General features: G+C 73.0%; 11 protein-coding genes. 7 read left to right on the forward strand and 4 right to left on the reverse strand.

Going from position 1 to position 25,757, the window contains the following annotated elements; all coding sequences use genetic code 11:
* Positions 1-12 precede the first annotated feature (12 nt).
* The gene (locus ACZ59A_RS14330) at positions 13-474 is read left to right on the forward strand and encodes a hypothetical protein (protein ID WP_468048404.1); all 462 of its coding nucleotides are present in this window, start codon (positions 13-15) and stop codon (positions 472-474) included.
* 147 nt (positions 475-621) lie between these two features.
* Here ACZ59A_RS14330 and ACZ59A_RS14335 read toward each other — a convergent pair whose 3' ends face one another.
* Positions 622-1,047 carry a hypothetical protein gene (locus ACZ59A_RS14335; protein WP_470958010.1) on the reverse strand — a complete coding sequence of 142 codons (426 nt, stop codon included), beginning with the start codon at positions 1,045-1,047 and terminating at the stop codon, positions 622-624.
* A 378-nt stretch (positions 1,048-1,425) separates the two neighbouring features.
* Here ACZ59A_RS14335 and ACZ59A_RS14340 point away from each other — a divergent pair, with 378 nt between their 5' ends.
* Both ACZ59A_RS14340 and trpC read left to right on the forward strand, forming a co-directional pair.
* Positions 1,426-3,189, forward strand: coding sequence for a 2-isopropylmalate synthase (locus tag ACZ59A_RS14340; protein ID WP_470958013.1), 1,764 nt, complete (start codon positions 1,426-1,428; stop codon positions 3,187-3,189).
* Positions 3,190-3,248: 59 nt separating this feature from the next.
* The gene (gene trpC / locus ACZ59A_RS14345) at positions 3,249-4,046 is read left to right on the forward strand and encodes an indole-3-glycerol phosphate synthase TrpC (RefSeq protein WP_470958015.1); all 798 of its coding nucleotides are present in this window, start codon (positions 3,249-3,251) and stop codon (positions 4,044-4,046) included.
* A 13-nt stretch (positions 4,047-4,059) separates the two neighbouring features.
* On the opposite strand, the gene trpD is transcribed toward trpC, so the two are convergent.
* On the reverse strand, positions 4,060-5,118 hold the full coding sequence (gene trpD, locus ACZ59A_RS14350; protein ID WP_470958018.1) for an anthranilate phosphoribosyltransferase: 1,059 nt from the start codon (positions 5,116-5,118) through the stop codon (positions 4,060-4,062).
* Between the two features lie 164 nt (positions 5,119-5,282).
* Here trpD and pdxR point away from each other — a divergent pair, with 164 nt between their 5' ends.
* Positions 5,283-6,707, forward strand: a complete 1,425-nt coding sequence (gene pdxR, locus ACZ59A_RS14355) for a MocR-like pyridoxine biosynthesis transcription factor PdxR (RefSeq protein WP_470958021.1) — start codon at positions 5,283-5,285, stop codon at positions 6,705-6,707.
* 24 nt (positions 6,708-6,731) lie between these two features.
* Here the strand turns inward: pdxR and ACZ59A_RS14360 are convergent, their stop codons facing one another.
* Together ACZ59A_RS14360 and ACZ59A_RS14365 are read right to left on the reverse strand one after the other, a co-directional pair.
* On the reverse strand, positions 6,732-7,304 hold the full coding sequence (locus tag ACZ59A_RS14360; RefSeq protein WP_470958024.1) for an anthranilate synthase component II: 573 nt from the start codon (positions 7,302-7,304) through the stop codon (positions 6,732-6,734).
* Complete coding sequence (locus tag ACZ59A_RS14365) at positions 7,301-8,872, reverse strand: anthranilate synthase component I family protein (RefSeq protein ID WP_470958027.1); 1,572 nt, start codon at positions 8,870-8,872, stop codon at positions 7,301-7,303. The genes ACZ59A_RS14360 and ACZ59A_RS14365 overlap by 4 nt, the downstream gene beginning before the upstream one ends.
* Before the next feature lie 287 nt (positions 8,873-9,159).
* On the opposite strand from ACZ59A_RS14365, the gene ACZ59A_RS14370 reads away from it, so the two are divergent.
* Genes ACZ59A_RS14370 through ACZ59A_RS14380 form a run of 3 tightly spaced genes read left to right on the forward strand, consistent with a single transcriptional unit; the run spans position 9,160 to position 25,756 of the window.
* Positions 9,160-10,515 (forward strand): class II 3-deoxy-7-phosphoheptulonate synthase, encoded by a 1,356-nt coding sequence (locus tag ACZ59A_RS14370; protein ID WP_470958030.1) that lies wholly within the window; start codon positions 9,160-9,162, stop codon positions 10,513-10,515.
* Entirely contained in the window at positions 10,512-18,665 is an 8,154-nt protein-coding gene (locus ACZ59A_RS14375; protein WP_470958033.1) for a non-ribosomal peptide synthetase, read from the forward strand. Before ACZ59A_RS14370 ends, ACZ59A_RS14375 begins: the two co-directional genes overlap by 4 nt.
* Positions 18,666-18,679: 14 nt before the next feature.
* The gene (locus ACZ59A_RS14380) at positions 18,680-25,756 is read left to right on the forward strand and encodes a type I polyketide synthase (RefSeq protein ID WP_470958035.1); all 7,077 of its coding nucleotides are present in this window, start codon (positions 18,680-18,682) and stop codon (positions 25,754-25,756) included.
* The last annotated feature ends 1 nt before the right edge of the window (position 25,757 follow it).

Consider the following 25,757-nt stretch of genomic DNA (forward strand, 5'->3'; position numbering starts at 1 on the left):
GATCTCGTCACCATGGCCAGAACCGTACGGCCCTTCCCGGACATGGACCAGATCGTGCAGCGCGCGTGTTCTCCGCTGGGCGGGGCCGCTGCCAGGTGTGAGTCCGAGCCTCAATTGGTCAGGGACGTCCGTGAGTTCCACCGGATCGCGGTGGCTCCGTACCGGGACCAGATCGACCGGTTCCTCGAGGCCGACCGGGCCACGCGCCAGAGGATAGCGCTCGCCCACGGGCCGGAGGGGCTGCTGAGCACTCTGCACCCGTCGATACGCTGGTCGTTCCCCGTGCTGGAAGTCCCCACGCCGCACGATGAGGACCTGGAGCTGGACACCAGGGGGCTGCTGCTCTCTCCCTCGATCTTCCTCACGTCCCGGTTCCCGAGGGTCCTGGGCCCGTCGCCGGACGACGGAATTCCGACCCTGTTCTACCCCGTCACCCCGGAGCGGGGCTGGCGGATGCCCGCGCGTCTGCCGTGATGGCCCGGCGTGTGGCGGCCCCGCCCCCGCACAGCGGGGACGGGGCCGCCCGCCTGTTCTGAAGTGAGCAGGACGCCTCGGGAGACGGGGGATTGACCCGAGGCGTCCAGACTGGAGGGCCGGCCCGGCGGCGGGACGGCTGCGACGTCAGAAGTCCTTGTAGTCGAGACAGGTTTTCCGGAGGTCGGAGAGGCGCTCGTTCTGTTCCTTCAGGTAACCGACCACGGTGCGGGGGCCATGGTCCTTCGGCCTGGCCTCGCGAAGCGAATCCGCCGTGGACTCGATGACCTTGCGCAACGTGTCGTCCGTCGCGTCGTCGCCCAGCCGGTCCAGCTCGTCGGCACGCTTCCGGACGTCACGCTCGGCCTTTTCGGTGTCGCTCGGGAACGGATTGAAGAGCGCGAGCTTCACAATCTTGACACACAGTTCTCCGCGATCCTCCGCCTTCTGCGTCGAATCGCAGGCAGCGGTGGTGAGAACCAAGGCCCCGACGACCGAAACAGATAACATCGCCGCGCCGGGAAGTCTGCCGATTCGTCGGTTTGCGTATCCTTTTTCCTTGGCTGAACGCATCTGATCTCCCCCTCGCTACGGCCCTGGTCCATCCGCGGGTTCGTTCGCTCGATGGATTCCATTCTGCGCGGTGCGGCCGGTGGCGGCAGTGTGGCAGGCACCCGAAGCGCGGTGCAGTTCACTGCACCGCCCGAGGGCAGCGCGCTGCCGAGAAGGAGCCCCGCCGCGCCGGGCGGTCGGGCCTGGCTCATTTCGCGTCGCCTTAAACGTCTGGTAACTCCCGCTTGCTGAGCGGCAATCTGTTTTCTGGAGCTCGGCCTTCAGACCGAATTGGTCGCTCGCCTCAGGCCCAGAAGTCCAGCTCACTTTCTGGCATTCAGCCACCCCCATCCCATCGTCCCGGCGGGTTCGTCCGCGAGGACGGGTAACGGAGGAGCAATGGACGCACCATCGACGGACGCGTCGCACCGTCCGGCCGGGGCGGACCGCGGTCTGCAGCGGCCGACCCGGATGCCGCTGGGGAAGTACCTCCCGTACGAGCCGATCGGGCTGGACGACCGTACCTGGCCCGGCCGCCGGGCCGAGCGGGCGCCCCTGTGGTGCAGCGTCGATCTGCGGGACGGTAACCAGGCCCTCATCGAGCCCATGAACGTCGAGCGCAAGCGCCGCATGTTCGACCTGCTCGTCTCCATGGGCTTCAAGGAGATCGAGGTCGGCTACCCCACGGCCTCCCAGGACGATCACGACTTCCTCCGGCACCTGATCGAGAGCGACGCCATCCCCGACGACGTCATCATCCAGGTGATGGCGCCCATCCGCGGCGACTTCATCGCGCGCACGGTCAAGGCCCTGGAGGGCGCGCCCCGCGCCATCGTCCAGATCTTCAACCCGACCTCGGCGGTCCAGCGCCGGGTCGTGTTCCGCGCCGACCGCGAACAGACCCGCCGGATGGCCCTGGACGGGGCCGAACAGCTGCTGGCGTTCCAGGAGTCCCTGCCCGGCACCGACCTGTTCCTCCAGTACGCGCCGGAGTCCTACACCCAGACGGAACCCGACTTCGCGCTCGACATCTGCAACGCCGTGCTCGACTTCTGGGCACCGCGCGCCCGGCACACGTTCCGGATCAACCTTCCGGCCACGGTCGAGGTCTTCCCGCCCCAGGAGTACGCCGACCGCATCGAGTACATGAGCCGCAACCTGGCCCACCGCGACCGGACCCTGCTCTCCGCCCATCCGCACAACGACCGGGGCTCCGGCGTCGCCGCCGCCGAAATGGCGGTCCTGGCGGGCGCCGACCGGGTGGAGGGCACCCTCTTCGGTAACGGCGAGCGCACGGGCAACGTCTGCCTCGTCACGCTCGCCATGAACCTCTTCTCCCAGGGCATCGACCCGATGGTGGACCTCAGCGACATCGACGGGGTACGCCGGGTGGCCGAGGAGTGCACCCGCATGCCCGTACCCGACCGCCACCCCTGGGCCGGTGACTTCGTCTACACCTCGTTCGCGGGCACGCACCAGGACGCCATCGCCAAGGGGCTGAAGGCCCGTCAGGAGTCTTCCCAGGAGCGATGGGAGGTGCCCTACCTGCCCATCGATCCCCACGACATCGGCCGCGACTATCAGGCGCTGATCCGGATCAACACCCAGTCCGGCAAGGGCGGCATCGTCCATCTCCTGCGCACCGAATTCGGGCTGGAGCTTCCCCGCCGTCTGCAGATCGACTTCGCCGCCGTCATGCAGAAGATCTGCGAGCGTGCGGGAGGCGAGGTCGCGGCCCCGGAGCTGTGGGCGGCCTTCCAGGAGCGGTACGTCCTGCCCGGACGGCAGGTGTCCCTGCCCGACCCCTTCCCGCCCGCGCCCGCCACGCCCTCTCCCGCCACGGCCGCGCCCGGTGGCGTCGAAGCGTGGTTCGCTCTCGCGCGCACGGCCCTCGACGCGTACGGCCTCGAAGGCCATGTGCAGGACGTGACCGTTCAGGGCCCGCTGGCTGGGCACCACGAGAGCGCCGCCTTCTGCGAGATCGGCTGCGGCCCCCGCGCCTTCTGGGGCGTGGGAATCCACCAGGCGAGGGAGGAGGCGGTACGGGCCGCCATCCGGTCCGCCGTCCACCGCATGCGCGACTACGCGCAGGACGCAGAACCCGGGCTGCTCCCGGGCGCCGTCCACGCGCGGACAACGTCGAAGCTGTCCACGCTCGTATGACATCGCCCCACAGAAACCGCCCCGCAGAAACCGCCCCACGGAAGAGGACCGGTGACCGGATGAACGTGCTTCAGGACATCGTCCGGGGAGCCCGCGCGGACGTGGACGCGCGCATGGCCCGGGTGAGCCTCGGCGCTCTGCGGGAGCGGGCGGCGTCCGCGCCGCCCGCCCTGGACGCGGTGGCGGCGCTGCGCCGACCGTCGGGAGTACAGGTCATCGCCGAGGTGAAGCGGGCGAGCCCGTCCAAGGGCAGGCTGGCCGAGATCGGCGATCCGGCCGGACTCGCCGCCGGGTACGAGGCCGGTGGCGCGGCGGCGATCAGTGTGCTCACCGAGGAGCGCCGGTTCGGCGGTTCGCTCGCGGACCTCGACGCGGTGCGGGCCCGGGTCCGCGTACCGGTGCTGCGCAAGGACTTCGTCGTCACGCCCTACCAGGTGTGGGAGGCCCGCGCGCACGGCGCGGATCTGCTGCTGCTCATCGTGGCCGCCCTGGGACAGCGGGAACTCGTCTCCCTGGTGAAGCTGGCCGGCGAGGTGGGCCTGACCCCGCTGGTCGAGGTGCACGACGCCGAGGAGGCCGACCGCGCGGTGGCGGCCGGAGCCCCGGTGATCGGGATCAACTCGCGCGATCTGAAGACCCTGACCATCGACCGCACCCTCTTCGCGCGGCTGGCCCACCGCATCCCCGACGATCTGGTCCGGGTCGCGGAGTCCGGCATCCGGGGCCCCGAGGACGTGGCCGCGTGTGCCGCCTCCGGAGCGGACGCCGTCCTGGTCGGGGAGACGCTCGTCAAGGACGGCAGCCCGGCGGACGCGGTCACCCGCCTGGTCCACGCGGGGCGGTCCGCCGGACGCTGACCACCGCTGTCCGTCAGGGCGTGGCCGCCAGCTTGGCGGTGACGGCCGCCCAGCGCTCCAGGAGGTTCGCGGCCGCCCCCGAGTCGATGGCCCGGGCGCCGAGCCGGACCCCGGCGACGAGCCGTTCCGCCACCGGCCGGTCGTCGGGGTCGAGCGCCGCCAGCCCGGCGGCGGCCGACAGCAGCACCGCGTCCCGGACCGGACCGCGGGCCCCGGCGAACACCTCGCGTGCCACCCGGGCGTTGTAGTCGGCGTCACCGCCGCGCAGCGCATCGGGTGCCGCGTGGTCGATGCCGATGTCGGCGGGGTCGAACTCCTCGGCCCGGACCCGTCCTTCGACGACCGACCAGACCTTGGAGGTAGTGGTGACCGTCAGCTCGTCGAGCCCGTCGTCGCCCCGGAAGACGAGGGCCGAGACACCACGCCTGGCCAGCACCTCGGCCATCAGCGGAGCCAGCCGGGCATCGGCCACCCCCACCGCCCGGGCGGTGGGGGCCGCGGGGTTGGTCAGCGGGCCGAGCGCGTTGAACATGGTCGGGATGCCCAGTTCGCGCCGTGCGGCCGACGCCTGCCGCATGGCCGGATGGAACAGCGGGGCGAAGCAGAACGTGATGCCGACCTCCTCGGCCAGCTGGGCGATCCGGTCGACCGGCAGGTCGAGCCGGACACCGAGCCGTTCGAGCACATCGGCGGAGCCACAGGCCGAGGACGCCGAGCGGTTGCCGTGCTTGACCACCCGGGCCCCGGCGCCCGCCGCGACGATGGCCGCCATGGTGGAGATGTTGACGGTACGGGCCCCGTCGCCACCGGTGCCCACGATGTCCAGGGCCGGGCCGGGAACGTCGAGGGTGACGGCGTGCGCCTCCATGGTCCGGGCGAAGCCCGCGATCTCGTCGGCCGTCTCGCCCTTGGCGCGCAGCGCCACCAGCAGGCCCGCGAGCTGCGCGGGAGTCGTCAGCCCGCGCATCACCTGATCCAACGCCCAGGCGGAGTCCGCCGTCGTCAGATTCTCGTCGGCCAGAAGGGCCGCCAGCAGCCCGGGCCAGGTACGCCTGTGCTCTTCCGCAGTCACTGTCGATTCCCTTCGGACGCTTCCCTTGGGTGCCGCCTTTTGAACGCTGCCCTTTGAAAAAACTGGCTCGCGTTTCCGGAATCAGTGTGCGGGGGAGCGAGAAGGACTTGCCAGACCAGTAGGCGCGAGTGAATCCAGTCCACTTCACGGGAGAAAAAATCCAGATGGCACTTCACGCCCTGATCGACGTGTCCCGGGAATCCGAGGTCCCCTTGACGGTCCAGATCCAGTGGAGAATAAGAAAGGAGATCGGGGCGGGAGTTCTGCACCCGGGCACCCGGCTGCCCTCCAGCCGCCGCCTCGCCGAGGACCTCGGGGTGTCGCGCAGCGTGGTGGTGGAGGCGTACGGCCAGCTCATCGCCGAGGGCTATCTGGAGGCGGTCCAGGGCTCCGGCACGCGGGTGGTCCCGCACGCCGCCCAGGGCCCCACGAGCGCCACGCTCGCCGACGACGGACACATTCCCGCGGTGCGCTGGGACCTGCGCCCCAGCGCCGCGGGCACGGCGAACTTCCCGCACCGGGAGTGGCTTTCCTCGTACCAGAGCGCCGTACGGACCGCCGGCCGCCGCGGCCTGGACTACCCGCCGCTGTCCGGCGTCGCCGAGCTGCGCGTCGAACTGGCCCGCTATCTCGGCCGGGTGCACGGCGTATGGACCACGCCCGACCAGGTCATGGTCGTCTCGGGGTTCGCCCAGGCACTCGGCCTGCTGTGCGCCGTACTGCCACGGCTGGGCATCGACCGGCTCGGCGTGGAGTCGCCCTGCCACCACCGGCAGCGCACGTTCGTCCAGGAGTCCGGTCTGCTGCCGTGTGCCGTCCCCGTGGACGAGCACGGCATCGACGTGGCCGCGCTGGCCAGGACCGGGGTGCGCGCGGTCCTCGTGACCCCGTCCCACCAGTTCCCCACGGGCGTCACGCTCAGCCCCGAGCGCCGCGCGGCCCTCGTGCGCTGGGCCGAGGACGTCGACGGCTGGGTGATCGAGGACGACTACGACGGGGACCTCTGGCTGGCCCACGGCCCCCGCCCGGGGGCGCTGCAGCACCTGGCGCCGGAGCGCGTCGTCTACGCCGGGACCGCCAGCAAATCGCTCGCCCCCGGACTGCGGCTGGGCTGGATGGCGGTACCGGCCCCGCTGGTCGCCCCGTTGGAACGGGCCCGCGCCCAGCGGGACCTGGGCACCGACACCCTGACCCAGCTCACCTTCGCCGACCTGCTGCGCACCGGGCTGTTCGACCGGCATCTGCGCCGCGAGCGCTCCCGGCTGCGGGGCCGCCGGGACACCCTGGAGCAGGCGGTGCGCCGCTATCTTCCCGAGGCGCGGATCGCCGGTTCCCCGGGCGGTCTGCACATGTGGCTGCGGCTGCCCCGCCATGTCGACGAGGGCGCGCTCGTCGCGGCGGCGCTGCGCAGATCAGTCCTGGTCAGGGGCGGACGCCGGTACAACGACCCGTCGTGGCCGACGGGCCCCGCACTGGTCGTGGGGTACACGGCGCCGCCCCGGTCGGGAATCGTGGAGGCGATGCGGGAGCTGGGGGACGCCTACGCCGACGTACGGAACGTCTGGTCCGTGCCCGCCCCCGCCGTGTGAACCATGCGCGCCGCATGCGCGCCCTCAGGGGGAAGCGACCGCCAGGAAGTTCGCGAACAGGTCCATCCCGCCCTCCGTGGCGATGCTCTCCGGGTGGAACTGGACCCCCTCGACCGGCAGCGTGCGGTGCCGCAGCCCCATGACGTAGCCGTCGTCGGTCGCGGTGGCCGTCACCACGAGGTCGTCCGGCAGGGGCTGGGAGACGACCAGGGAGTGATACCGGGTCGCCACCGTCGTACCGGTCAGGCCCCGGAAGACCCCTTCACCGTCGTGCTGCACCCTGCTCGTCCTGCCGTGCATCAGGTGGTCGGCCGTCTCGACCCGGCCGCCGAAGGCCAGGCCGATCGCCTGATGGCCCAGGCAGACGCCGAGCAGCGGGACCCGGCCCGCGAACTGATGGACCAGCTCGACGTGGCCCGACGCCGCCGGATGCCCGGGGCCCGGCCCCAGCACGACCGCGTCCGGAATCAGGGCGTCCAGTTCCCCGGGGGTGCGGGTGCCGGAACGGACCACCTGAGTACGGACGCCCAGGGTGCGCAGATAGGCGTCGATGATGTGGACGAAACTGTCGTACGCGTCGATCAGCAGGACGTTCACGGCACCAGTTCCTCACCGGTCAGCGCCCAGTAGGCGGCTCCCATCTTCGCCAGCGTCTCGTCCCACTCCGCCTCGGCCGTCGACTGGGCGACGATGCCCGCCGAACTCTGCGTGGAGTAGGTGCGCCCGTCGTGGGTGATCGTGCGGATGCACAGGGCGAGTTCGCTCCAGCCGCGCACATCGATCAGGCCGACCGCCCCCGCGTAGATGCCCCGGGGCTGCTCCTCCAGACCGTCGATGATCTCCATGGCGCGCAGCTTCGGCGCGCCGGTCATCGTGCCGGCCGGGAACGTCGCGCACAGCGTCCGCCAGACGTCGGCGTCCGGCTCCAGTCGGCCCGTCACGGTCGAGACGAGATGGAAGACGTGGCTGAACGCCTCCACCGTCATCACACCCTCGACGGCCAGACTGCCCGGGCTGCTCACCCGGGCGATGTCGTTCCGGCACAGGTCGACCAGCATGATGTGCTCGGCCTGCTCCTTGACGCTGGCCAGCAGCTCCTTGACGCGCCGCTCGTTCTCCTCCGGCACCGGTCCGCGCCGCGTGGTCCCGGCGATGGGCCGCATGACGACCTGATCGCCCTCGGTCCGGAACAGCAGCTCGGGGCTGGCCCCGATCAGCATGCCACCGGCCCCCGGGCACAGATACATATAGGGCGACGGATTCCGGAACCGCAGTCTGCGGTACACCTCCAGCGGCTCCAACGCCGTCTCCACGTCGATGCGGTGGCCGACCTGGATCTGATAGATGTCCCCGACGCGGATGTGGTCCAGGCAGCGCCGCACCCAGCCGAGGAAGGTGTCGCGCGGGACGCTGTCCCGTACCGCACGGGGTGCCGGAGCCGCGGGACAGGCCGGGCCGTCGGCCCGGCCCGATGGGGCGGCGGCGCGGGCCGCCGCGGCGACCGCGGGGGCGCCGAAGCCGGGGAAGTCCGCGCAGTCGGCGCTCAGATGGCTGGCTCCCGCCCCGTCCAGGTCGTACCAGACGGTGTCCCGGAAGAGGGCGAACGTCGCGTCGGGGCCGCCCTGGGAAGCGTCGCGCTCCGGCAGCCGTTCCATGTGCCAGGCGGCTCCGTAGCCCAGGGTGGTGAGAAAGCCGAAGGCGTACGCGTCGGTCGGGACGTCCGTCTCCACGGCGAACAGCCGCTGCGCCCGGCGCATCAGCTCCCACACCTGGTCGGAGCGGTCGAAGTCCCTCCGATGGCGGGAGCTTCCGGCGTCGTCCGGCGTGGTCATGCCGCTCTGCTCGGAGACCGCCAGCAGGGCGTCCCGCAACGGCTCCGTACCGTCGATCTCGATGTGCCGGGCGAAGACCCGGACCTCGGCCAGCCGACCGCACCCCACCACCGCGGAGCGGCAGTCCGCGTCGGGTCCGTTCAGGCTCTCGAAGAGGAAGACCTGATCCTGCCCCAGCTCGGCGCTGAGTTCCGCGTACAGCCGCAGCGGCTCGTGCGGCGGAAGCACCGACCGGCCGACCCGCACGGCGAACGGCGGCGACGCGGCCCGGACCGGTGGCGGCCCGTCGGCGGCCGGATGCGCGGCCTCGCCGAGAGTCGTCGTAGCTGGCATCTCAATTCCTCTCTTCTTCTGGGGTTCTTCTCCGGAGCTCTTCTCTTGGGCCGGTCAATTCCGGCGTTCCCGGTGCGGCAAACCCAATCAGCAGGTCGGCCGGGCGTACCAGACCACTTGGGGAACGCCGATACGGGCCACTCCGGTGAATCTTGACGACGGTCGGCGGCGTCGGCTGGAATTCCGGCCGAGAGAGAACAGCTCGTTATTTCGCCGCGAGAAACCGCATGCCTTTGGAGGCCCATACCGGAGGCGGCGTACCGTCTTCGACTTTTCGGGGGGCTGTGATGAATCCATCTCTGCAGACCGCACACCGTGAATCCTGGCGTTCGCTGACGGCCGGCCAGCAGCCCGCATGGCCCGACGAGGAGCTGCTCCGCGAGGTCACCGACGGCCTCGCGGCCGCGCCCCCGCTGGTGTTCGCCGAGGAGTGCGACCGGCTGCGCGACCGGCTGGCCGCCGTCGCCCGCGGCGAGGCGTTCCTGCTCCAGGGCGGCGACTGCGCCGAGACCTTCGACGGGGCCTCCCGCGCGGTGATCGGCCGCAAGCTGAGAACACTGCTGCAGATGGCGGTCGTGCTCACCTACGGGGCCTCGCTGCCGGTCGTCAAGGTCGGCCGGATCGCGGGCCAGTTCGCCAAGCCGCGTTCGCGGCCCACCGAGACCCGGGCGGGGCTCACCCTGCCCTCCTACCGCGGAGACGCGGTCAACGGACCGGAGTTCACCGCCGAGGCGCGCCGCCCCGATCCGCGGCGCCTGCGGCGGATGTACGACGTGTCCGCGGCCACCCTCAACCTGGTCCGCGCCTTCGCCACCGGCGGCTTCGCCGACCTGCATCAAGTGCAGGACTGGAACCGCGGGTTCGTCGCCGACTCACCGGCCCGCAGGCGTTACGAGCGGCTCGCCGACGACATCGAGCGGGCCCTGAACTTCATGCACGCCTGTGGCGCCGACCCCAAGGAGGTCCAGACCGCCGAACTCTACGCGAGCCACGAGGGACTGCTGCTCGACTACGAGCAGGCGCTGACCCGCACGGACGAGCGCACCGGCCAGAGTTACGCGGCCAGCGGACATCTGCTGTGGATCGGGGAGCGCACCCGGGATCTGGACGGCGCGCACATCGAGTACTTCTCCCGCGTCCGCAACCCCATCGCGGTGAAGCTCGGCCCCGGCACCGACCCGGACACCGTCCTCCGCTACGTCGACCGCCTCGCCCCCGACCGGGAGCCCGGCAGGCTCACATTCATCGTCCGGATGGGCGCGGACCTGATCCGCGACCGGCTGCCGGTCCTGGTGGAGAAGGCCGTCGCGGAGGGGGCCGGGGTCGCCTGGGTCTGCGACCCGATGCACGGGAACACCTTCGAGACGCCCAGCGGCCACAAGACCCGCGACTTCGACGCCATTCTGGAGGAGGTGCGGGGCTTCTTCGAGGTCCACCAGGCGCTCGGCACCCACGCCGGGGGCATCCACGTCGAACTCACCGGCGATGACGTCACCGAATGCGTCGGCGGCGGTTCACCGGTCGGCGTCGACGACCTGCCGCTGCGCTACGAGTCCGCGTGCGACCCCCGGCTCAACCACGGCCAGTCCCTGGACCTGGCCTTCCTGGTGGCGGAGATGATGCGGGAGCGGGAGTCGGCATGACCGTGCTCGACCTCTTCGCGGAGCAGGCCGCCCGGACCCCGGACGCGACGGCCGTCGTCCACGACGGGCACCGGCTGACGTTCGCCGAACTCGACCGGCACACCGACCGGATCGCCCACCGGCTGGTCCGGCACGGCGTGGGCCCCGAGGTGCTGGTCGGGCTGTGCGTCGAACGCGGCCCGGACATGGTCACCGGTGTCCTCGGCATCCTCAAGGCGGGCGGGGCGTACGTACCGCTCGACCCCGCGTACCCCCCGAAGCGGCTGACCTGGATGGTCGCCGACTCCGGCACCCCCCTCGTCCTCACCCGGGCGCGTCTCGCACCCCTGCTGCCCGATGACGGTCCCCGGACGCTGCTTCTCGACGAGGACCACGAACGTCCTGGGGACACAGGCGGCCCCCTCCCGCGCCCCACCCCGGACTCCGCGGCCTATCTGATCTACACCTCCGGCTCGACGGGCGTCCCCAAGGGCGTCCTGGTCGAACACCGCAATCTGCTCAGCGTCTTCGCAGCCTGGGACGGCCTTTACAAGCTGCGCGAGTCCCCGCCCCGCTTCGTGTCGGTCACCAGCCTGTCGGTCGACCTGTTCCTCGCCGATCTGCTCCGCTCGGTCTTCGTCGGCGGAACCGTCGTCATCGCGCCCCAGGACACCGTCACCGACCCCGCCAGGCTGCTGGATCTGCTGGAGAGCAGCGGGGGAGACGCCATCGAGCTGGTGCCGAGCCTGGCCAAGGAGCTGGGGCGGGAGGCGGCGGCCCGCGGCCGGACCCTGCCCCCGATGCGGTTGCTGTCCGTCGGCTCGGAAGGCTGGCTCGCCGAGGACTGCCGGGAGTTGCTGTCCCTCGTCCCTTCCGGCTCCACCGTGGTCAACGCCTACGGTGCCACCGAGACCACCGTGGACTCCTGCCTGTTCTTCCCGGCCGCCGAAGGGCTCGGGGACAGCGCCCTCGTACCCATCGGCCGCCCGGTCCCCGGCACCGTCGCACACGTTCTGGACGAGCGGCTGCGACCGGTGTCCGAGGGGGACACGGGTGAGCTGTGGATCGGCGGCCCCGGCGTCGTACGCGGCTACCACCGGCGCCCCGAGGCCACTGCGCATCGCTTCGTCCCCGACCCGTGGACGCCGGGCGGACGCCTCTACCGGACCGGTGACCTGGCGCGGCGGCGGGCGGACGGGGTGCTGGAGTTCCTCGGCCGCGGCGACGACCAGGTGAAGATCAACGGCTTCCGGGTCGAGACGGGGGAGATCGAGAACGCGCTGGTGCGCCACCCGGACGTGGCGGCCGCCGCCGTGGCCCTACGAGGTGGCGGCGCGGAGCAGGGCCCCCGCCGCCTGGTCGGCTACGTGGTGCCCGCGGGCCCGCGGGAGCCCGGCCCCGAGGCGCTGCGCGCCTTCGTCTCCCGGCGGCTGCCCGAGCACATGGTCCCCGCTACGCTCGTCACCCTCGAACGGCTGCCCACGCTGCCGAACGGCAAGGTCGACCGCCACGCCCTGCCCGCGGCGCCGCTCACCCCTCCGTCCGACGGCTCCCGGACACCGCCCCGCACCGCCACCGAACGGACCCTGGCCGAAATCTGGGCGGAGGTGCTCGGCGCGGAACGGGTCGGCGTGGACGAGGACTTCTTCATCCTCGGCGGCGACTCGGTCCTCGCCATGCGGGCCGTCGCCCGGGCCCGGTCCGCCCTCGGCGCCGACCTGTCCGTCCGTACGCTCCTCGAAAGCCGTACCATCGCCGCCCTGGCCACGGCCCTCCGGCCCCCGGCCCCCGGCACCGCCCCGCCGCCCAATGCGCGGCTCACCGGAGCCGCCGGGGAGGAGCGTGTCCTGCCGCTGTCCCCGGTGCAGCGGAGGCTGTGGTTCCTGCACTGCTACGCGCCGGGGCCCGACTACAACGTCGGTGGCGCCGTCCGCCTCACCGGGCCGCTGGACCCCCGGGCCCTCGACCGGGCGCTCACCCGGCTCGCCGCACGCCAGGAGTCGCTGCGCACGACCTTCGAGACGAGGGACGGCCAGGGCGTACAGATCGTGCACCCGCCGGGGCCGCTGACGGCGGAGCACATCGACCTCACCGCGGTCCCCGAAGCCGACCGGGAACGGGCGCTGGACCGCCTGATGCGCGACGACCTGCTGACCCCGTTCGACCTCGCACGGGGACCGCTGCTGCGCCCCCGGCTGATCCGGCTGTCCCCGGCGGAACACGTCCTCACCCTGACCTCGCACCACCTCATCAGCGACGACTGGTCCTACGAAGTGCTGCTGGCCGAACTGGGCGCGCACTACACGGCCGCCGTGACCGGCACCCCGGCGCCCCTGTCCGAACTGCCGGTGCGCTACGGCGACTACACCGTCTGGCGGCGGCAGCGGCTCGCGGACGGACTCGAAGCCCGGCAACTGGCGTACTGGCGTGAGCGGCTCGCCGGAATGGAGCCGCTGGACCTGGCCACCGACCGGGCCCGGACCCCGCAGACCGGCACCGCCGGGTCGTCCGTCGGGATCCGGATCCCGGGCCGGGTCGTGGACCGGTTGCGGCAGCTCGGCCACGAGCACGGTACGACCCTGTTCAGCACCCTTCTCGCGGCGAGCCAGATCTTCTTCGCCCGGCACACCGGACAGCGGGACATCGCGGTCGGGGTGGTGACCTCGGGCCGGGAACACGAGGCGCTGGACGATCTGGTCGGCTTCTTCGTCAACACGCTCGTCCTGCGCACTCAGGTGGACGGCGACCGCCCGTTCACCGACACGCTCGGCGACGTCCGCGACGCCATGCTCGACGCCGTCGCCCACGGGGAACTGCCCTTCGACCGGCTGGTCGAGGCGCTCGCCCCCGCCCGTGTGGCCGATCGCACCCCCCTGGTGCCGGCGCTCGTCGTCATGCGCAACGCCCCCACCCGGGAGCGGCGGTTCGGCGGGCTGACCACCACCGATGTCCGGATTCCCGTCGTGTCCGCCGCCTTCGACCTCACCGTGGAATTCGAGGAGACCGACGACGGGCTGAACGCCGACTTCCTCTACAACAGCGCCCTGTTCGACCGGGCCACGGCCGAGCGGATGGCCGGGCGGCTGCGCACGCTCCTCATCGGCATCGCACGGGACCCCCGCCTCGGCCCCGCCCGGCTCTCCCTCCTCACCGGAGCCGAGGAACACCAGGTGCTCACCGAGTGGAACGCCACCGGCGAGCCCGAGGACGGCCACTGCGTGCACGAGGTCTTCGCGGCCCACGCCCGGCGCGATCCGGACCGTCCCGCCGTGGTCTTCGGCGGCCACTCCATCGGCTACGGAGAGCTGGACGCGCGGGCGAACCGGCTCGCCCACCACCTGGTCGCCCTCGGCGTCGGCCCGGAGGTCCTGGTCGGGCTGTGCCCGGACCGCGGCCCGGACCTGATCGTCGCCGCGCTCGCCGTGCTCAAGGCCGGTGGCGCGTTCGTACCCCTGGACCTGGGACAGCCCAGGGACCGGCTGGCGCACATCGCGGCCGGTGCCGCGCCACGGGTGCTGATCGCACACCGCCACCAGCTCGGCTCGCTGCCCGACGTCCCCGCACGCCTCGTGTGCCTCGACCGCGCACCGGACCGCGCGGCCATCGCCCGCCGCCCCGCGACCCCGCCCGCGACCCCCGTCCGCCCCGCGCATCTCGCCTACGCCGTCTACACCTCGGGCTCGACGGGGCGCCCGAAGGGCGTCCTGATCCAGCACGGCGGGGTGTGCAACCTGGCGGCCGACAGCAGGCGCACCCTCGGGCTGCGGCCGGGTTCCCGGATGCTGCAGCATCTGTCGTTCAGCTTCGACGGCGGCATCTGGCAGGCACTGATGCCGCTGCTGACCGGCGCGACCCTGTGCATGAGCCTGCCCGGCGAATACGACGACCCGGCGCGGCTCGCCGAGCGCGTCCGCCGGGACGCGGTGACCCACCTCATGCTCCCTCCGGCGCTGCTCGGCGTGCTCGACCCCACGGCACTGCCGGAGCTGGAACTGGTCTGCTCGGCGGCCGACGTGTGTCCGGTGGAAACGGCCCGCCGGTGGCTGGCCGTGCACCCGTTCGCCAATCTCTACGGCCCGACCGAGACCACCATGTGCTCGACCGGCCACCTCATGGCACACGGCGACGCGCTGCCGGGGCAGCGGCTCGTCCCCATCGGCAGGCCCGTGACGGGCGTACGGCACTACGTCCTGGACGGCGCGCTGCGGCCGTCCCCCATCGGGGTGGCGGGCGAGCTGTACATCGCGGGCGCCGGGCTCGCCCGGGGCTACCAGGCCCGGCCCACGGACACCGCCGAGCGTTTCGTCCCCGACCCCTGGGGCGAGCCGGGCAGCCGGATGTACCGGACCGGAGACGTGGTGCGATGGCGCGCGGAGGGGGTGCTCGACTTCCTCGGCCGCGCCGACGACCAGGTGAAGATCCGGGGATACCGGGTGGAGACCGCCGAGGTGGAAGCGGCTCTGACGGCGCACCCGGACGTGTCCGAGGCGGTCGTGACCGCGCGCGGCGGCGGGGCGGCGGACGACGCGGGTGTGCGTCGGCTCGTCGCCTACGTCGTCCCCGGACCGGGACGTAACGCACCCACCACGACCGCGCTGCGCCGCCACCTCGGCACGCTGCTGCCCGGATACATGATCCCGTCGGCGTACGTGGCGCTCGACGCCCTCCCGCTGAACTCCAGCGGAAAGGTCGACCAGCGGGCCCTGCCCCGGCCGGAGGGACGGCCGGACACCGACGCCGCGTACGCCGCACCGGCCAGCGCCACCGAACGCGCCCTCGCGGCGGTGTGGTCGGAGGTGCTCGATGTCGAACGCGTCGGCGTGGACGACGACTTCTTCGACCTCGGCGGGGACTCGATCACCAGTGTGCGGCTCGCCTCCCGGGCCCGGGCGGCGGGCCTGGACCTGACGCCGAAGGACATCTTCACCCGGCTCACGGTCCGGGCCCTCGCGGAGACGGCCGGGGAGGCCCCCGCCGCCCCGGAGCCCGCGGGCCCGCCACCGGCCCCCCGCTCCGAGCCGTACCCGCTCACCCCGCTCCAGACCGGCCTGCTCTACCACTCGCTCGCCACGGGCGACGGCGGCGACGGCGGCGGGGATGTCTACGCCCGGACCATGCGAATGACCGTCGCCGGGGTCACCGATCCCGGCGTGCTGGCCCGGGCCTGGCAGCACGTCGTCGACCGCACGCCCGCCCTGCGGAGCACCGTCGCCACCGAGCCCGGCACCCCGCCCGTGCAGACCCCGCAGCCGGACTTCACCCTCCCCGTCGCCCATCACGACTGGCGTGGGCGGCCCCCCGGAGACCGGCACGAGTCCCTGGAGCGGCTGGTGGAGCGGGAGCGCGCGGCCGGGCTCGACCCGCGCCACGAGGTGCCGATGCGGCTGGCCGTCGTGCGCGTGGCGGACGACGAGGTGCTGCTGCTGTGGACCTGCCACCATCTGTTCCTCGATGGATGGAGTGTCACCGAGGTCCTCACGGACGTCTTCACGGCGTACGCCGCCCTGTCCGCCGGACGCACACCCGCTCTCGCCCCCCGCACCGCCTTCAGCGACTATGTGCACTGGCTCGCCGCCCGCGACGAGACCGCCGCGCGCACGTACTGGCGCACGGCGCTCGCCGGATTCCCGGCCGCCACACCACTGCCCTACGCCGGTACGCCGCCCCCCGGCCACCGGGTGCGGCGCCACGCCGCCCAGGTGACCGAACTGAGCGGAGCGGAGTACGCACGGCTGCGCGGCTTCGCACGCCGCAACCGGCTCACCGTCAACACCCTGGTCCAGGCCGCCTGGGCGCTGCTGCTGGCACGCCACAGCGGTGGCTCGGACGTGGTGTTCGGCGCCACGGTCGCCCACCGGGGCGACGGACCGCGGGGCGTGGAGTCCATCATCGGCCTGCTGATCAACACCCTGCCGGTGCGGGTGCGGATCGAGGACGGCGTGCCGGTGGCCGACTGGCTGCGCGAGGTGCAGGCCCAGCAGGCTGAGGCCCGCCAGTACGACACCTTCCCGCTGTCCGAGCAGCGGGCCAACAGTGCCGTCCCGCCGGGGGCGTCCCTCTTCGACACGGCGGTGGCCTTCGACAACATCCCCGTCGACCCCGCCGCGACGGCGGTGGGCGGGCTGCGCGTCACCACACTGGACACCGGCAACGCCACCAACTACCCCCTGTCCCTCCTCGTCTACACCACCGGCACCTTGGTCCTCGAAGTGAGTTACGACACCGGGCTGTTCGACCAGGGGACCGCCGAGCGGATTACTCGTCAACTGCCGCGACTGCTGGTCGAGTTGACCGCCGACCCCGACCGCCGGGTGTCCGCGGTCGCCCTCACCGCCGACACCTCCGGCCAGGCGCAGGCGCAGGCGCAGGCGCAGGCACCGGCACCGGCACCCGCACCGCGCTGCGCACACGAGCTGTTCGCGGAGCAGGCCGCACGGACCCCCGACGCACCGGCGCTGCTGGCGGACGGACACGTCCTCGGCTACGCCGAACTGGACGCCCGCGCCAACCGCCTGGCCCACCACCTCATCGCGAGCGGCGTCGGCCCCGAGACACCCGTCGGCCTGTCCCTGCCGCGCGGCACCGACCAGATCGTCGCGCTGCTGGCGATCCTCAAGGCCGGTGGCGCCCATGTGCCGCTCGACCCCTCCTACCCGCCGGAACGGCTCGGCTGGATGCTGGCGGACGCGGGCGCCGCCGTACTCGTCACGGACAGTGCGACGCGTACCCACTGGTGTCCGGACACCGTCCCGGCCCTCCTTCTCGACCGGGCGGGCGACGCTCTCGCGCACCGTCCCGCGACCGCTCCGCGCGTGCCCGTGCGGCCCGACAACGCCGCGTACGTCATCTACACCTCGGGGTCGACGGGCCGCCCCAAGGGGACCGTCGTCACCCACCGGGGCGTGACCGGGATGCTCGCCGGAGCGCACCGCGCCGCCGCCACCGGACCGGGCCACCGGGTGCTGCAGTTCGCCTCGGCCAGTTTCGACGCGGCCTTCTGGGAAACCGCCATGGCGCTGTGCAACGGGGCCACGCTGGTGCTCGCCCCGGCGGAACAGCTGCTGCCGGGCCCGGCGCTGACGCGGACCGTCGCCGAACACGGGATCACCCATGTGACACTGCCGCCCGCCGTACTGGCCGTGCTGCCGGACGGCGGTCTGCCGAGCGGGCTGGTGCTGTTCACGGCCGGGGAGAAGTGCCCGGCGGAACTCGCCGCGCGCTGGGCACCGGACCGGCGGATGTTCAACGCGTACGGTCCCACCGAGGCAACCGTCTGCTCCACGGTCAGCGAGCGGCTGGACGGCGCCGGGGAACCAACGATCGGCGAGCCGGTTCCCGGCACCGGCGCGCTGGTGCTCGACGCCGGGCTGCGGCCGGTCCCCGACGGGGTGACCGGCGAGTTGTATCTCGTCGGTCAGGGCCTGGCGAGGGGGTACCACGGCCGGGCGGCGCTGACCGCCGAGCGGTTCGTGGCCTGCCCCCATGGGCCCGCGGGCGCGCGCATGTACCGGACCGGGGACCTGGTCCGCAGAACCCCCGGTGGCGGACTGCACTTCGTGGGCCGGGCCGACCACCAGGTCAAGGTCCGGGGATTCCGGGCCGAACCCGGCGAGATCGAACGGGAGCTGTCCCAACACCCCGCGGTGGCGCAGGCCGTGGTGGTGGCCGTGGGCCGGGAACAGCGGCGTCGGCTGACGGCCCATGTCGTGCCCGCCGCGGGCCGTGCCCCGACCGCCACCGAACTGCGCGACCACCTGGCGCGCCGGTTGCCCCCGCAACTGGTCCCCTCGGCCTTCGGCTTCCACACCTCCCTGCCCCTGACCGCCAACGGCAAGACCGACCGCCGGGCGCTGGAAACCGCCGAACCCGCGCCCCCGCCACAGGACCCGCGGGCCGCGCCGCGCGATGACGCCGAGCGCACCGTGGCCGGGCTGTGGGCGAGCCTGCTGGACCGCGACGCGGACGGGATCGGGATACGGGAGAAGTTCTTCGAAGCCGGGGGCTCGTCCCTGACCTTGATGGAACTCGCCGGGCGGCTGACCGCCCTGGGCGGCGACCCGGTGCCGGTGGCCGCGCTGCTGGAGCACTCGACCGTCGAGTCGATGGCGCGACTGCTGGAGGGGCGCCCGGAAACCGCGCACGACGACGACCGAGGTGACTACGTACTGTGAGGCGAGGAGACCACGTGGACCAGGAAGCGGTCGCGATCATCGGGGCGGCGTTCACCCTGCCCGGGGCCGGGAACTTCGACGCCCTGCACGAGAACCTGAGCGAAGGCCGGGTCAGCATGGGCGCGCCCACGGCGGACCGGGTCCGGCACGCGGGCGGCGATCCGGACACCGGCTACGCGCCCTCGGGCTATCTCGACCGCGTCGACCTCTTCGACCACCGCTTCTTCGGCCTCTCGCGGCGGGAGGCGGAGCTGATGGACCCCCATCAGCGGCTCACCCTGCAACTCGTGCACCAGGCCGTCGAGAACGCCTGCTACGCGCCCCGCTCCCTGCGCGGGACGGCGACGGCCGTGGTGCTCAGCACGCCGAACCCCGACTACGCCACGCTGTTCCGCGACGACGACCCGCAAGCGATCCTCGGCACGCTCCCCGCCGCCGTCGCGGCCCGGGTCGCCTATCTCCTCGACCTTTCGGGGCCCGTCCTCGCCGTGGACACCGCGTGCAGCGGAAGCCTGACGGCGCTGGCCCTGGCTGCCCAGCAACTGCGCTCGGGTGCGGCCGAGTTGGCCATCGCGGGCGGTGTCAGCGTCCAGTCGCTCCTGCAGCCTTCGGCCACCCATGAGCCGTTGCCCGGCGTCGAGTCGCCCGATGGGGTGTGCCGTCCGTTCGACGCGGCGGCCAACGGCGGGGTCGGCGGCGAGGGCGGTGGCTTCGTGGTCCTCAAGCGGCTGACCGACGCCCTCGCCGACGACGACCACATCCATGGCGTACTGCGTGGCATCGCGGTGAACCACAACGGCTATCGCGCCACCAGCATGAGCGCGCCCAGCCAGGACGCCCAGGCCGAACTGATCACCGCCGCCTGGCAGGACGCGGCCGTGCCACTGACCACTGCCGGTTACCTCGAATGCCACGGCTCCGCCACCCCGCTCGGCGACCTGGCCGAGCTGAGCGGGGTACGTCAGGCCCTGCTGGCGGGCGGCGTCGCGGACCGTGCCGCCGCCCCGTTCCCGATCGGCAGCGTCAAGGGCAACGTGGGACATCTGGACCACGCCGCGGGCATGGCCGGTCTGTTCAAGGTGCTGGCCGGACTGCGGCATACGACGCTCTATCCGACCGCCCGCTTCCGGGACGCGCACGCCCTGGCGGACTCCGGGGGACCGATCCGGGTCAGCGCGCGGACCCTGCCCTGGGCACCGGCCGAGGACGGACTGCCGCTCCGTGCGGGCCTGAGCTCCTTCGGCCTGACCGGAACCAACGTCCACGCCGTCATCGAGGAGACGCCCGACCGCCTGCCCCTGGACCGTGGCACCGGCCCGGACGCCTCCGAGCTGGTCACGGTGTCGGCGGCGTCCAGCGCGGCGCTCGCCCGCTACACCCGGAGCCTGAGCGACTTCCTGGCGAGTACGGACCACGACCTGGCCACCGTGGCGCACGCCCTCAACCGCGGGCGGGACGACCACCGCTGGCGCTGGGCGTGCACCGCCGACGGCATCGGCGCACTGGCCACCGCCCTGCGGACCGCGGCCCTCCCCGAACAGCAGGCCCCCGCGGGCGCGCCGGTGGTGCTGCTGTTCTCCGGCGACGGCGATGTGGCGGCCTCGGACGACGTGGCGGCCTCGGACGACGTGGCCGCCCCGGGCGACGTGGCCGCCCCGGGCGACGTGGCCGCCTCCGGCGAGGCGGACCGGGCGCTCTGGCAGCGGCTGCGCACGGAGTTCCCCGCCCTCGCCGACGCCGAGGACTCCTTCACATCGGAGGCGCCCGACGGCCCCGACGGTGTCCAGAGCGGCGCCGTGACGCTGCTGACGCGCCACTACGCGCTGTACCGCCTGGCGGAATCGCTGGGGCTGGAGACGGGACGGCTGGTGGGCTCGGGCCCGGGGAACCTCGCGGTCCAGGTCGGCCGGGGACGGCTCCCGGCGGCCCGCGCCCTGGCGGCGGCGGCCGACGCCACCCTCACCGACGAGGTCGACGACGGCGGACTCCGCAGGGCGGTGGCGGACTTCGTCCGCGACGGCGCCCTCCTCGTCGAACTCGGCCGCGACGGCACCCTGTCCCGGCGCATCAGGGAACTCGCGCCCGAACTCACCGTCGTCCCGCTCCTCGGCGACGCGGGCCGCCACGACGTCCTGGGCGCCCTCGCGCACCTCTACGAAGCGGGCGCGGACCTCGACTGGAACCGCCACTACGAGGGCCGGCGCATCCTCCGCGCGGAGGTCCCCACCTACCCCTTCGAACCCGTCTCCTGCTGGTACGGGAGCCAGGAAGCGCCCCCGCCCCGGCACGCCACCGCCCCCGTACCCGCAGCCGCATCCGCGCCGGAGGCGGACGAGGCGGAGATCCGGCAGGCCGTCATCGCCATCTGGAGCCAGATCCTGGGCGCCCCCGGCATCGACGCCACGTCCGACTACTTCGAGCTGGGCGGCACGTCCATCGCGGGCATCACCCTGCTGCGGGAGGTCGAGGCCCGGTTCGGCACCCGTCTCACCTTCGCCGACCTCTACGAGCACCGGACGGTCCAGGAGACGGCCGCCCTGATCGCCGGGCGCCGCCGGGGCGGTTCCCCCGGCTCCGACTGGGCGATCGTCCCCGTGCCGCCGGGAGACCGCGTCCCGCTCACCTACAACCAGGAACAGCTGTGGTACCTCGACCAGCTGACACCGCCCGGCCCGCTGTACAACATCCCCGGTGACCTGCGCTACACCGGCCCGCTCGACCCCGACGCCCTCCGGGCGGCGCTGCGCGACGTCGTGGAGCGGCACGACGTACTGCGCACCCGGATCCCGCACGAGGACGGCCGCCCGTACGTGCGGTTCGACGCCTCCGGCCCCGGATTGGTCATGGAAGACCTCAGCCATCTGCCGGAACCGGAGCGCGAGGCGGAGGCGCGGCGCATCGCCACCGCGGAGGCCCGCCGCCCCTTCGACCTGGCGAGCGGCCCCCTGATGCGCACCACACTGCTCAAGCTGGCCGAGGACGACCACCTCCTGCTCTGCACCTGGCATCACATCGTCTTCGACGGCTGGTCGCCCGCGGTGTTCTTCCGCGACCTCGGCGAGTGCTACGCCGCCCGGCGGGCCGACCGGCCCGCGAAGCTGCGCCAACTGACAGTCGGATACGGCGACTTCGCCCGATGGCAACGGGCGTGGCTCACCGCGGAACGGATGGAGAAGGGACTGCGCTACTGGCGCGGACAGCTGGCCGGGCTGGAAACCACCGAGCTTCCCCTGGACCGGCCGCGCCCGGCGGTCCAGTCCCACGCCGGTGACCTGCTGGAGTTCACCCTCGGCCCGGACCAGGCCCGGGCGCTGCGCGAGTTCAGCCGCCAGGAGGGAGTGACCACCTTCGTCACGCTCCTGGCCGTGGTCGACGCCCTGCTGCATCTGTGGGCGGGCCAGGAGGACGTGGTGATCGGGGCCGCGGCCTCCGGCCGGTACCACCCCGACACCCACGAGCTGATCGGCTACTTCAACAACCTGCTGCCGTTCCGCACCAGGGTCGAGGAGGGGCTGACCTTCCGTGAACTGGTGCGCCGTTGCGCCGAAACGGTCGCCGGGGCCCTGGACCACGAGGAGATCCCCTTCGGGAAGATCGTCTCCGCCCTCGGGCCCGAGCGGGACGCCTCCCGGCATCCCCTGTTCACCGTCGGCTACACCCACCAGAACACCGCGAGCCACCCCGAGGCGCCGGAAGGACTCACCGCGGCCCCGGGCGGCGGTTCCTTCGGCGGCATCGCCCCCGGGACCGCCAAGCTCGACCTCACCCTCGGGGTGAACGACGAGATCGACGGCCCGATGATCGGCTATCTGGAATACGCCGTCGACCTGTTCGACCGGACCAGCATGGAACGGCTCGCCGCGCTGTTCCAGGAACTGGTGGCCGCCGCGATGGACGGCCCCGACCGCAAGCTGGCCGAGCTGACGGACACCCCGCACCCTCGGCCCGCCACCGCCGTGCTCACCGGGCCCGAACGGCCGCCCGGCGAGAGGGGTTCCGTGCACCAGGCGGTGGCGCACTGGGCGGCGACGGCCCCCGACCGGCCCGCCGTCGTCGACCCCGCCACCGGCCGGACGCACACCTACCGCGAGGTCGACGCGCTGGCCGGACGGCTCGCCCGGCGGCTCGCCGCCGCCGGGGTCACCCCGGGAGCCACGGTCCCGGTCATCGCCTCGCGCGGGGTGGACCTGGTGACGGGCTGGCTCGGTGTGCTGAAGGCCGGTGGCGCCTTCGTACCGGTGGACCCGGCCGTCCCGGCCGAGCGTGTGGCCGGTCTGCTGGCCGGGCTGGAGTGTCCGCTGATCGTGGCGGGCGAGGGCCAGGAGCCGCCGCTCGCGGACGCGCTGACAGTCCGTATCGCGGCACGGCCACCGGACGGGGAAACCGACCACCCCGGCCCAATGCCTCGTACCGCACCCGGTGACCTGGCGTACATCGCCCACACCTCGGGCTCCACCGGACGCCCGCACGGCTGCGAGATCACCCACCGGAGCCTGCTCAACGTGGTGACCTGGTGGGGCCGCGAGGCCCGGCTGAGCCCCGAGGACCGGGTGGCGCAGGTCTTCGCGCCCGGTTTCGACGGCGCCATCCTCGAAACGCTGGCGGCCCTGGCCCACGGCGCGGCCCTCCACATCCTGCACGACACCATGCGGACCCCGGTGGAACTGCTCCGCTGGATGGCACGGCAGGGGATCACCGCCACCTTCCTGCCGACCCCGCTCGCCGAGGTGGTGCTGCGCGAGTATCCCGACGTCCCCGGGGTGCGGCTGCGGGTGGTGGGCGTGGGCGGCGACCGGCTGCGCGTACGTCCCCCGGCGGGGGTGCCCTTCCGTACGCTGAACCTGTACGGGCCCACCGAATGCGCGGTCGTCTCCACCTGGGCCGAGGTGGCACCCGGACCGGCCGGTACCCTGCCCGCGATCGGGCGTCCCATCGACAACGCCACCGCCCGCGTTCTGCGCCCGGACGGACAGCCCTGCGCCGTGGGCGAGCAGGGCGAGCTGTACGTGGGCGGGACGGCCGTGGGCCGTGGCTATCACCGGCTGCCGGAACACACCACGGCCCGTTTCCTGCCCGACCCCTTCGCCGCCGACCCCGAGGCCCGCATGTACCGGACGGGCGACCTCGCCCGCCTCGCGGCGGACGGCTCCCTCGAGTTCCACGGCCGCGCCGACCAGCAGGTGGAGATCCGGGGACACCGCGTCGAACCGGCCGAGATCGAACGTGTCCTGCTCGAACACCCCGAAGTCCGCGAGGCGGTGGTGCTTCCCGACGGCGCGTCCCCCGACGCCACCCGTCTCGTCGCGCACATCGCGGGCGAACGGCTCCCGGCCCCCCGCGCCGTGACCGCATGGGTGGCCGAACGGCTCCCCGGCTACATGGTCCCCGCCCGGATCGCCCCGTACGACCGCCTGCCACGGACCGCGAACGGAAAGACCGACCGCAACAGGATGGTGGACATGACGACATCGGTGAACGCACCGGAACCGGCAGCGGGAGCCGCCTCCCCCGCCGGGGACGGCGACGCGACACGGATACTCGGCCGGATCTGGGCCGACCTCCTCGGCCGGGACGAGGTGGGCCCGGACGACAACTTCTTCGAGATCGGCGGGGACTCCATCCTGAGCGTGGCCGTCGCCGCCCGGGCGGAGACCGCCGGACTGTCCCTCACCCCGCACGATGTGCTCCGCCGCCCCACCCTGCGGGCCCTCGCCGCGGGCACCGCCCCCGCCCCCGCGGACGCCGCCCGCACCGCCCCCGAACCGGCCGCCGACGCGCCGATTCCCCTGACCCCGCTCATGCACGGCATCCTGGAACACGCCGACGACGGCGCCCGGGACTTCGTCGTGGCGGAGGTCCTGGAGACGTCCGCCGGAATACGGGCCGACAGGGTGCGCCGAGCGGTGGCGCGCCTGCTGGACCTGCACGAACCGCTCAGGTACCGCTTCCGGCAGAACGCGATCAGCCGCTGGATCGAGCGCCCCGGCGCCGGACCGTCCGACGCCGTGGACGTCGCCGTGGACGTCAAGGTGCTGCCCGCCATGGACGAGGAAACCGAACTCGCCGTGCTGGACGCCGACAAGAACGACCTCCTCAAGGACATCGACCCCGCCCGGGGAGCGATGCTGCGGGCCCGCTTCTACGACCGCGGCCCGGACCGCACCGGCCTGCTGCTCCTGCTCGTCCATCACTTCGCGTACGACCACATCTCGCTCGTGCCGCTGCTGGAGGACATCAACTCCTCCTTACGAACGCCCGAGGAAGCCCCCGCACCCGACCACGGTGCCCGGGACGGATGGAGCGCCTGGAGCCGCCACCTCACCGCCATGGCGACCAGCGACGAGGTGGCGGGCGAAGCCACGTACTGGACCGTCGTCATGGAGACGGGCCGGGCCGCGGGCGGCCTGCCGGAAGGCGCCGAGCAGCCGCCCCAGCCGGGCGCGGGCCAGGGCGTGCTGCGCCGCGTCATCCCGGCGGACCGGGTCGCCAAGGCGCTGGGCGACGGCAACACCGCGGGCCGTGAGGCGGCGATGGCCGCGGTGGCCTGCGCGTGGAGCCGCTGGCGGGGGCGCGCGGGCGCCTATCTGATGGCGGTGGGGGAGGCGACGCCGAACGCGCTGCGGCCGGACGGGCGGTCGCGCTCGCTCGGCTGGTTCACCAACGCCTTCCCCGTGATGCTCCCCGTCGGGGAGGGACAGCGCTCCGACGAGGCCCTTCCGGCGGTCGCCGACCAGCTGCGCGCCGTGCCCCACGACGGTGTCGGCTACGGCGTCCTGCGACGGCTCAGCCCCCGGGGCCCGGCCACGGACCGGCTGTGCGCGCTGCCCGAACCGGCGATCCTCGTCGAGCACACCGCGACCGGCGGCGAGGCACTGAAGATCGGCGCGGGAGCGGCGTGGAGCCGTTCCCTGCCGCTCGCCCTGGAGCAGCGCTCGCTGCTGGCCTATGTGCCGGTCGCGGTGTCCAGCGTGGTCCAGGACGGCGAACTGGTGATCTTCCTGGTGCACGACGGACGCCTGCGCGGCGACCGCATGGAGGAGTTCGCCGACCACCTCGCCGACGCGTTCACCGAACTCACCGGAGAAGCCTGAC

It is taken from the genome of Streptomyces sp. NPDC040405 (genome assembly GCF_055595765.1).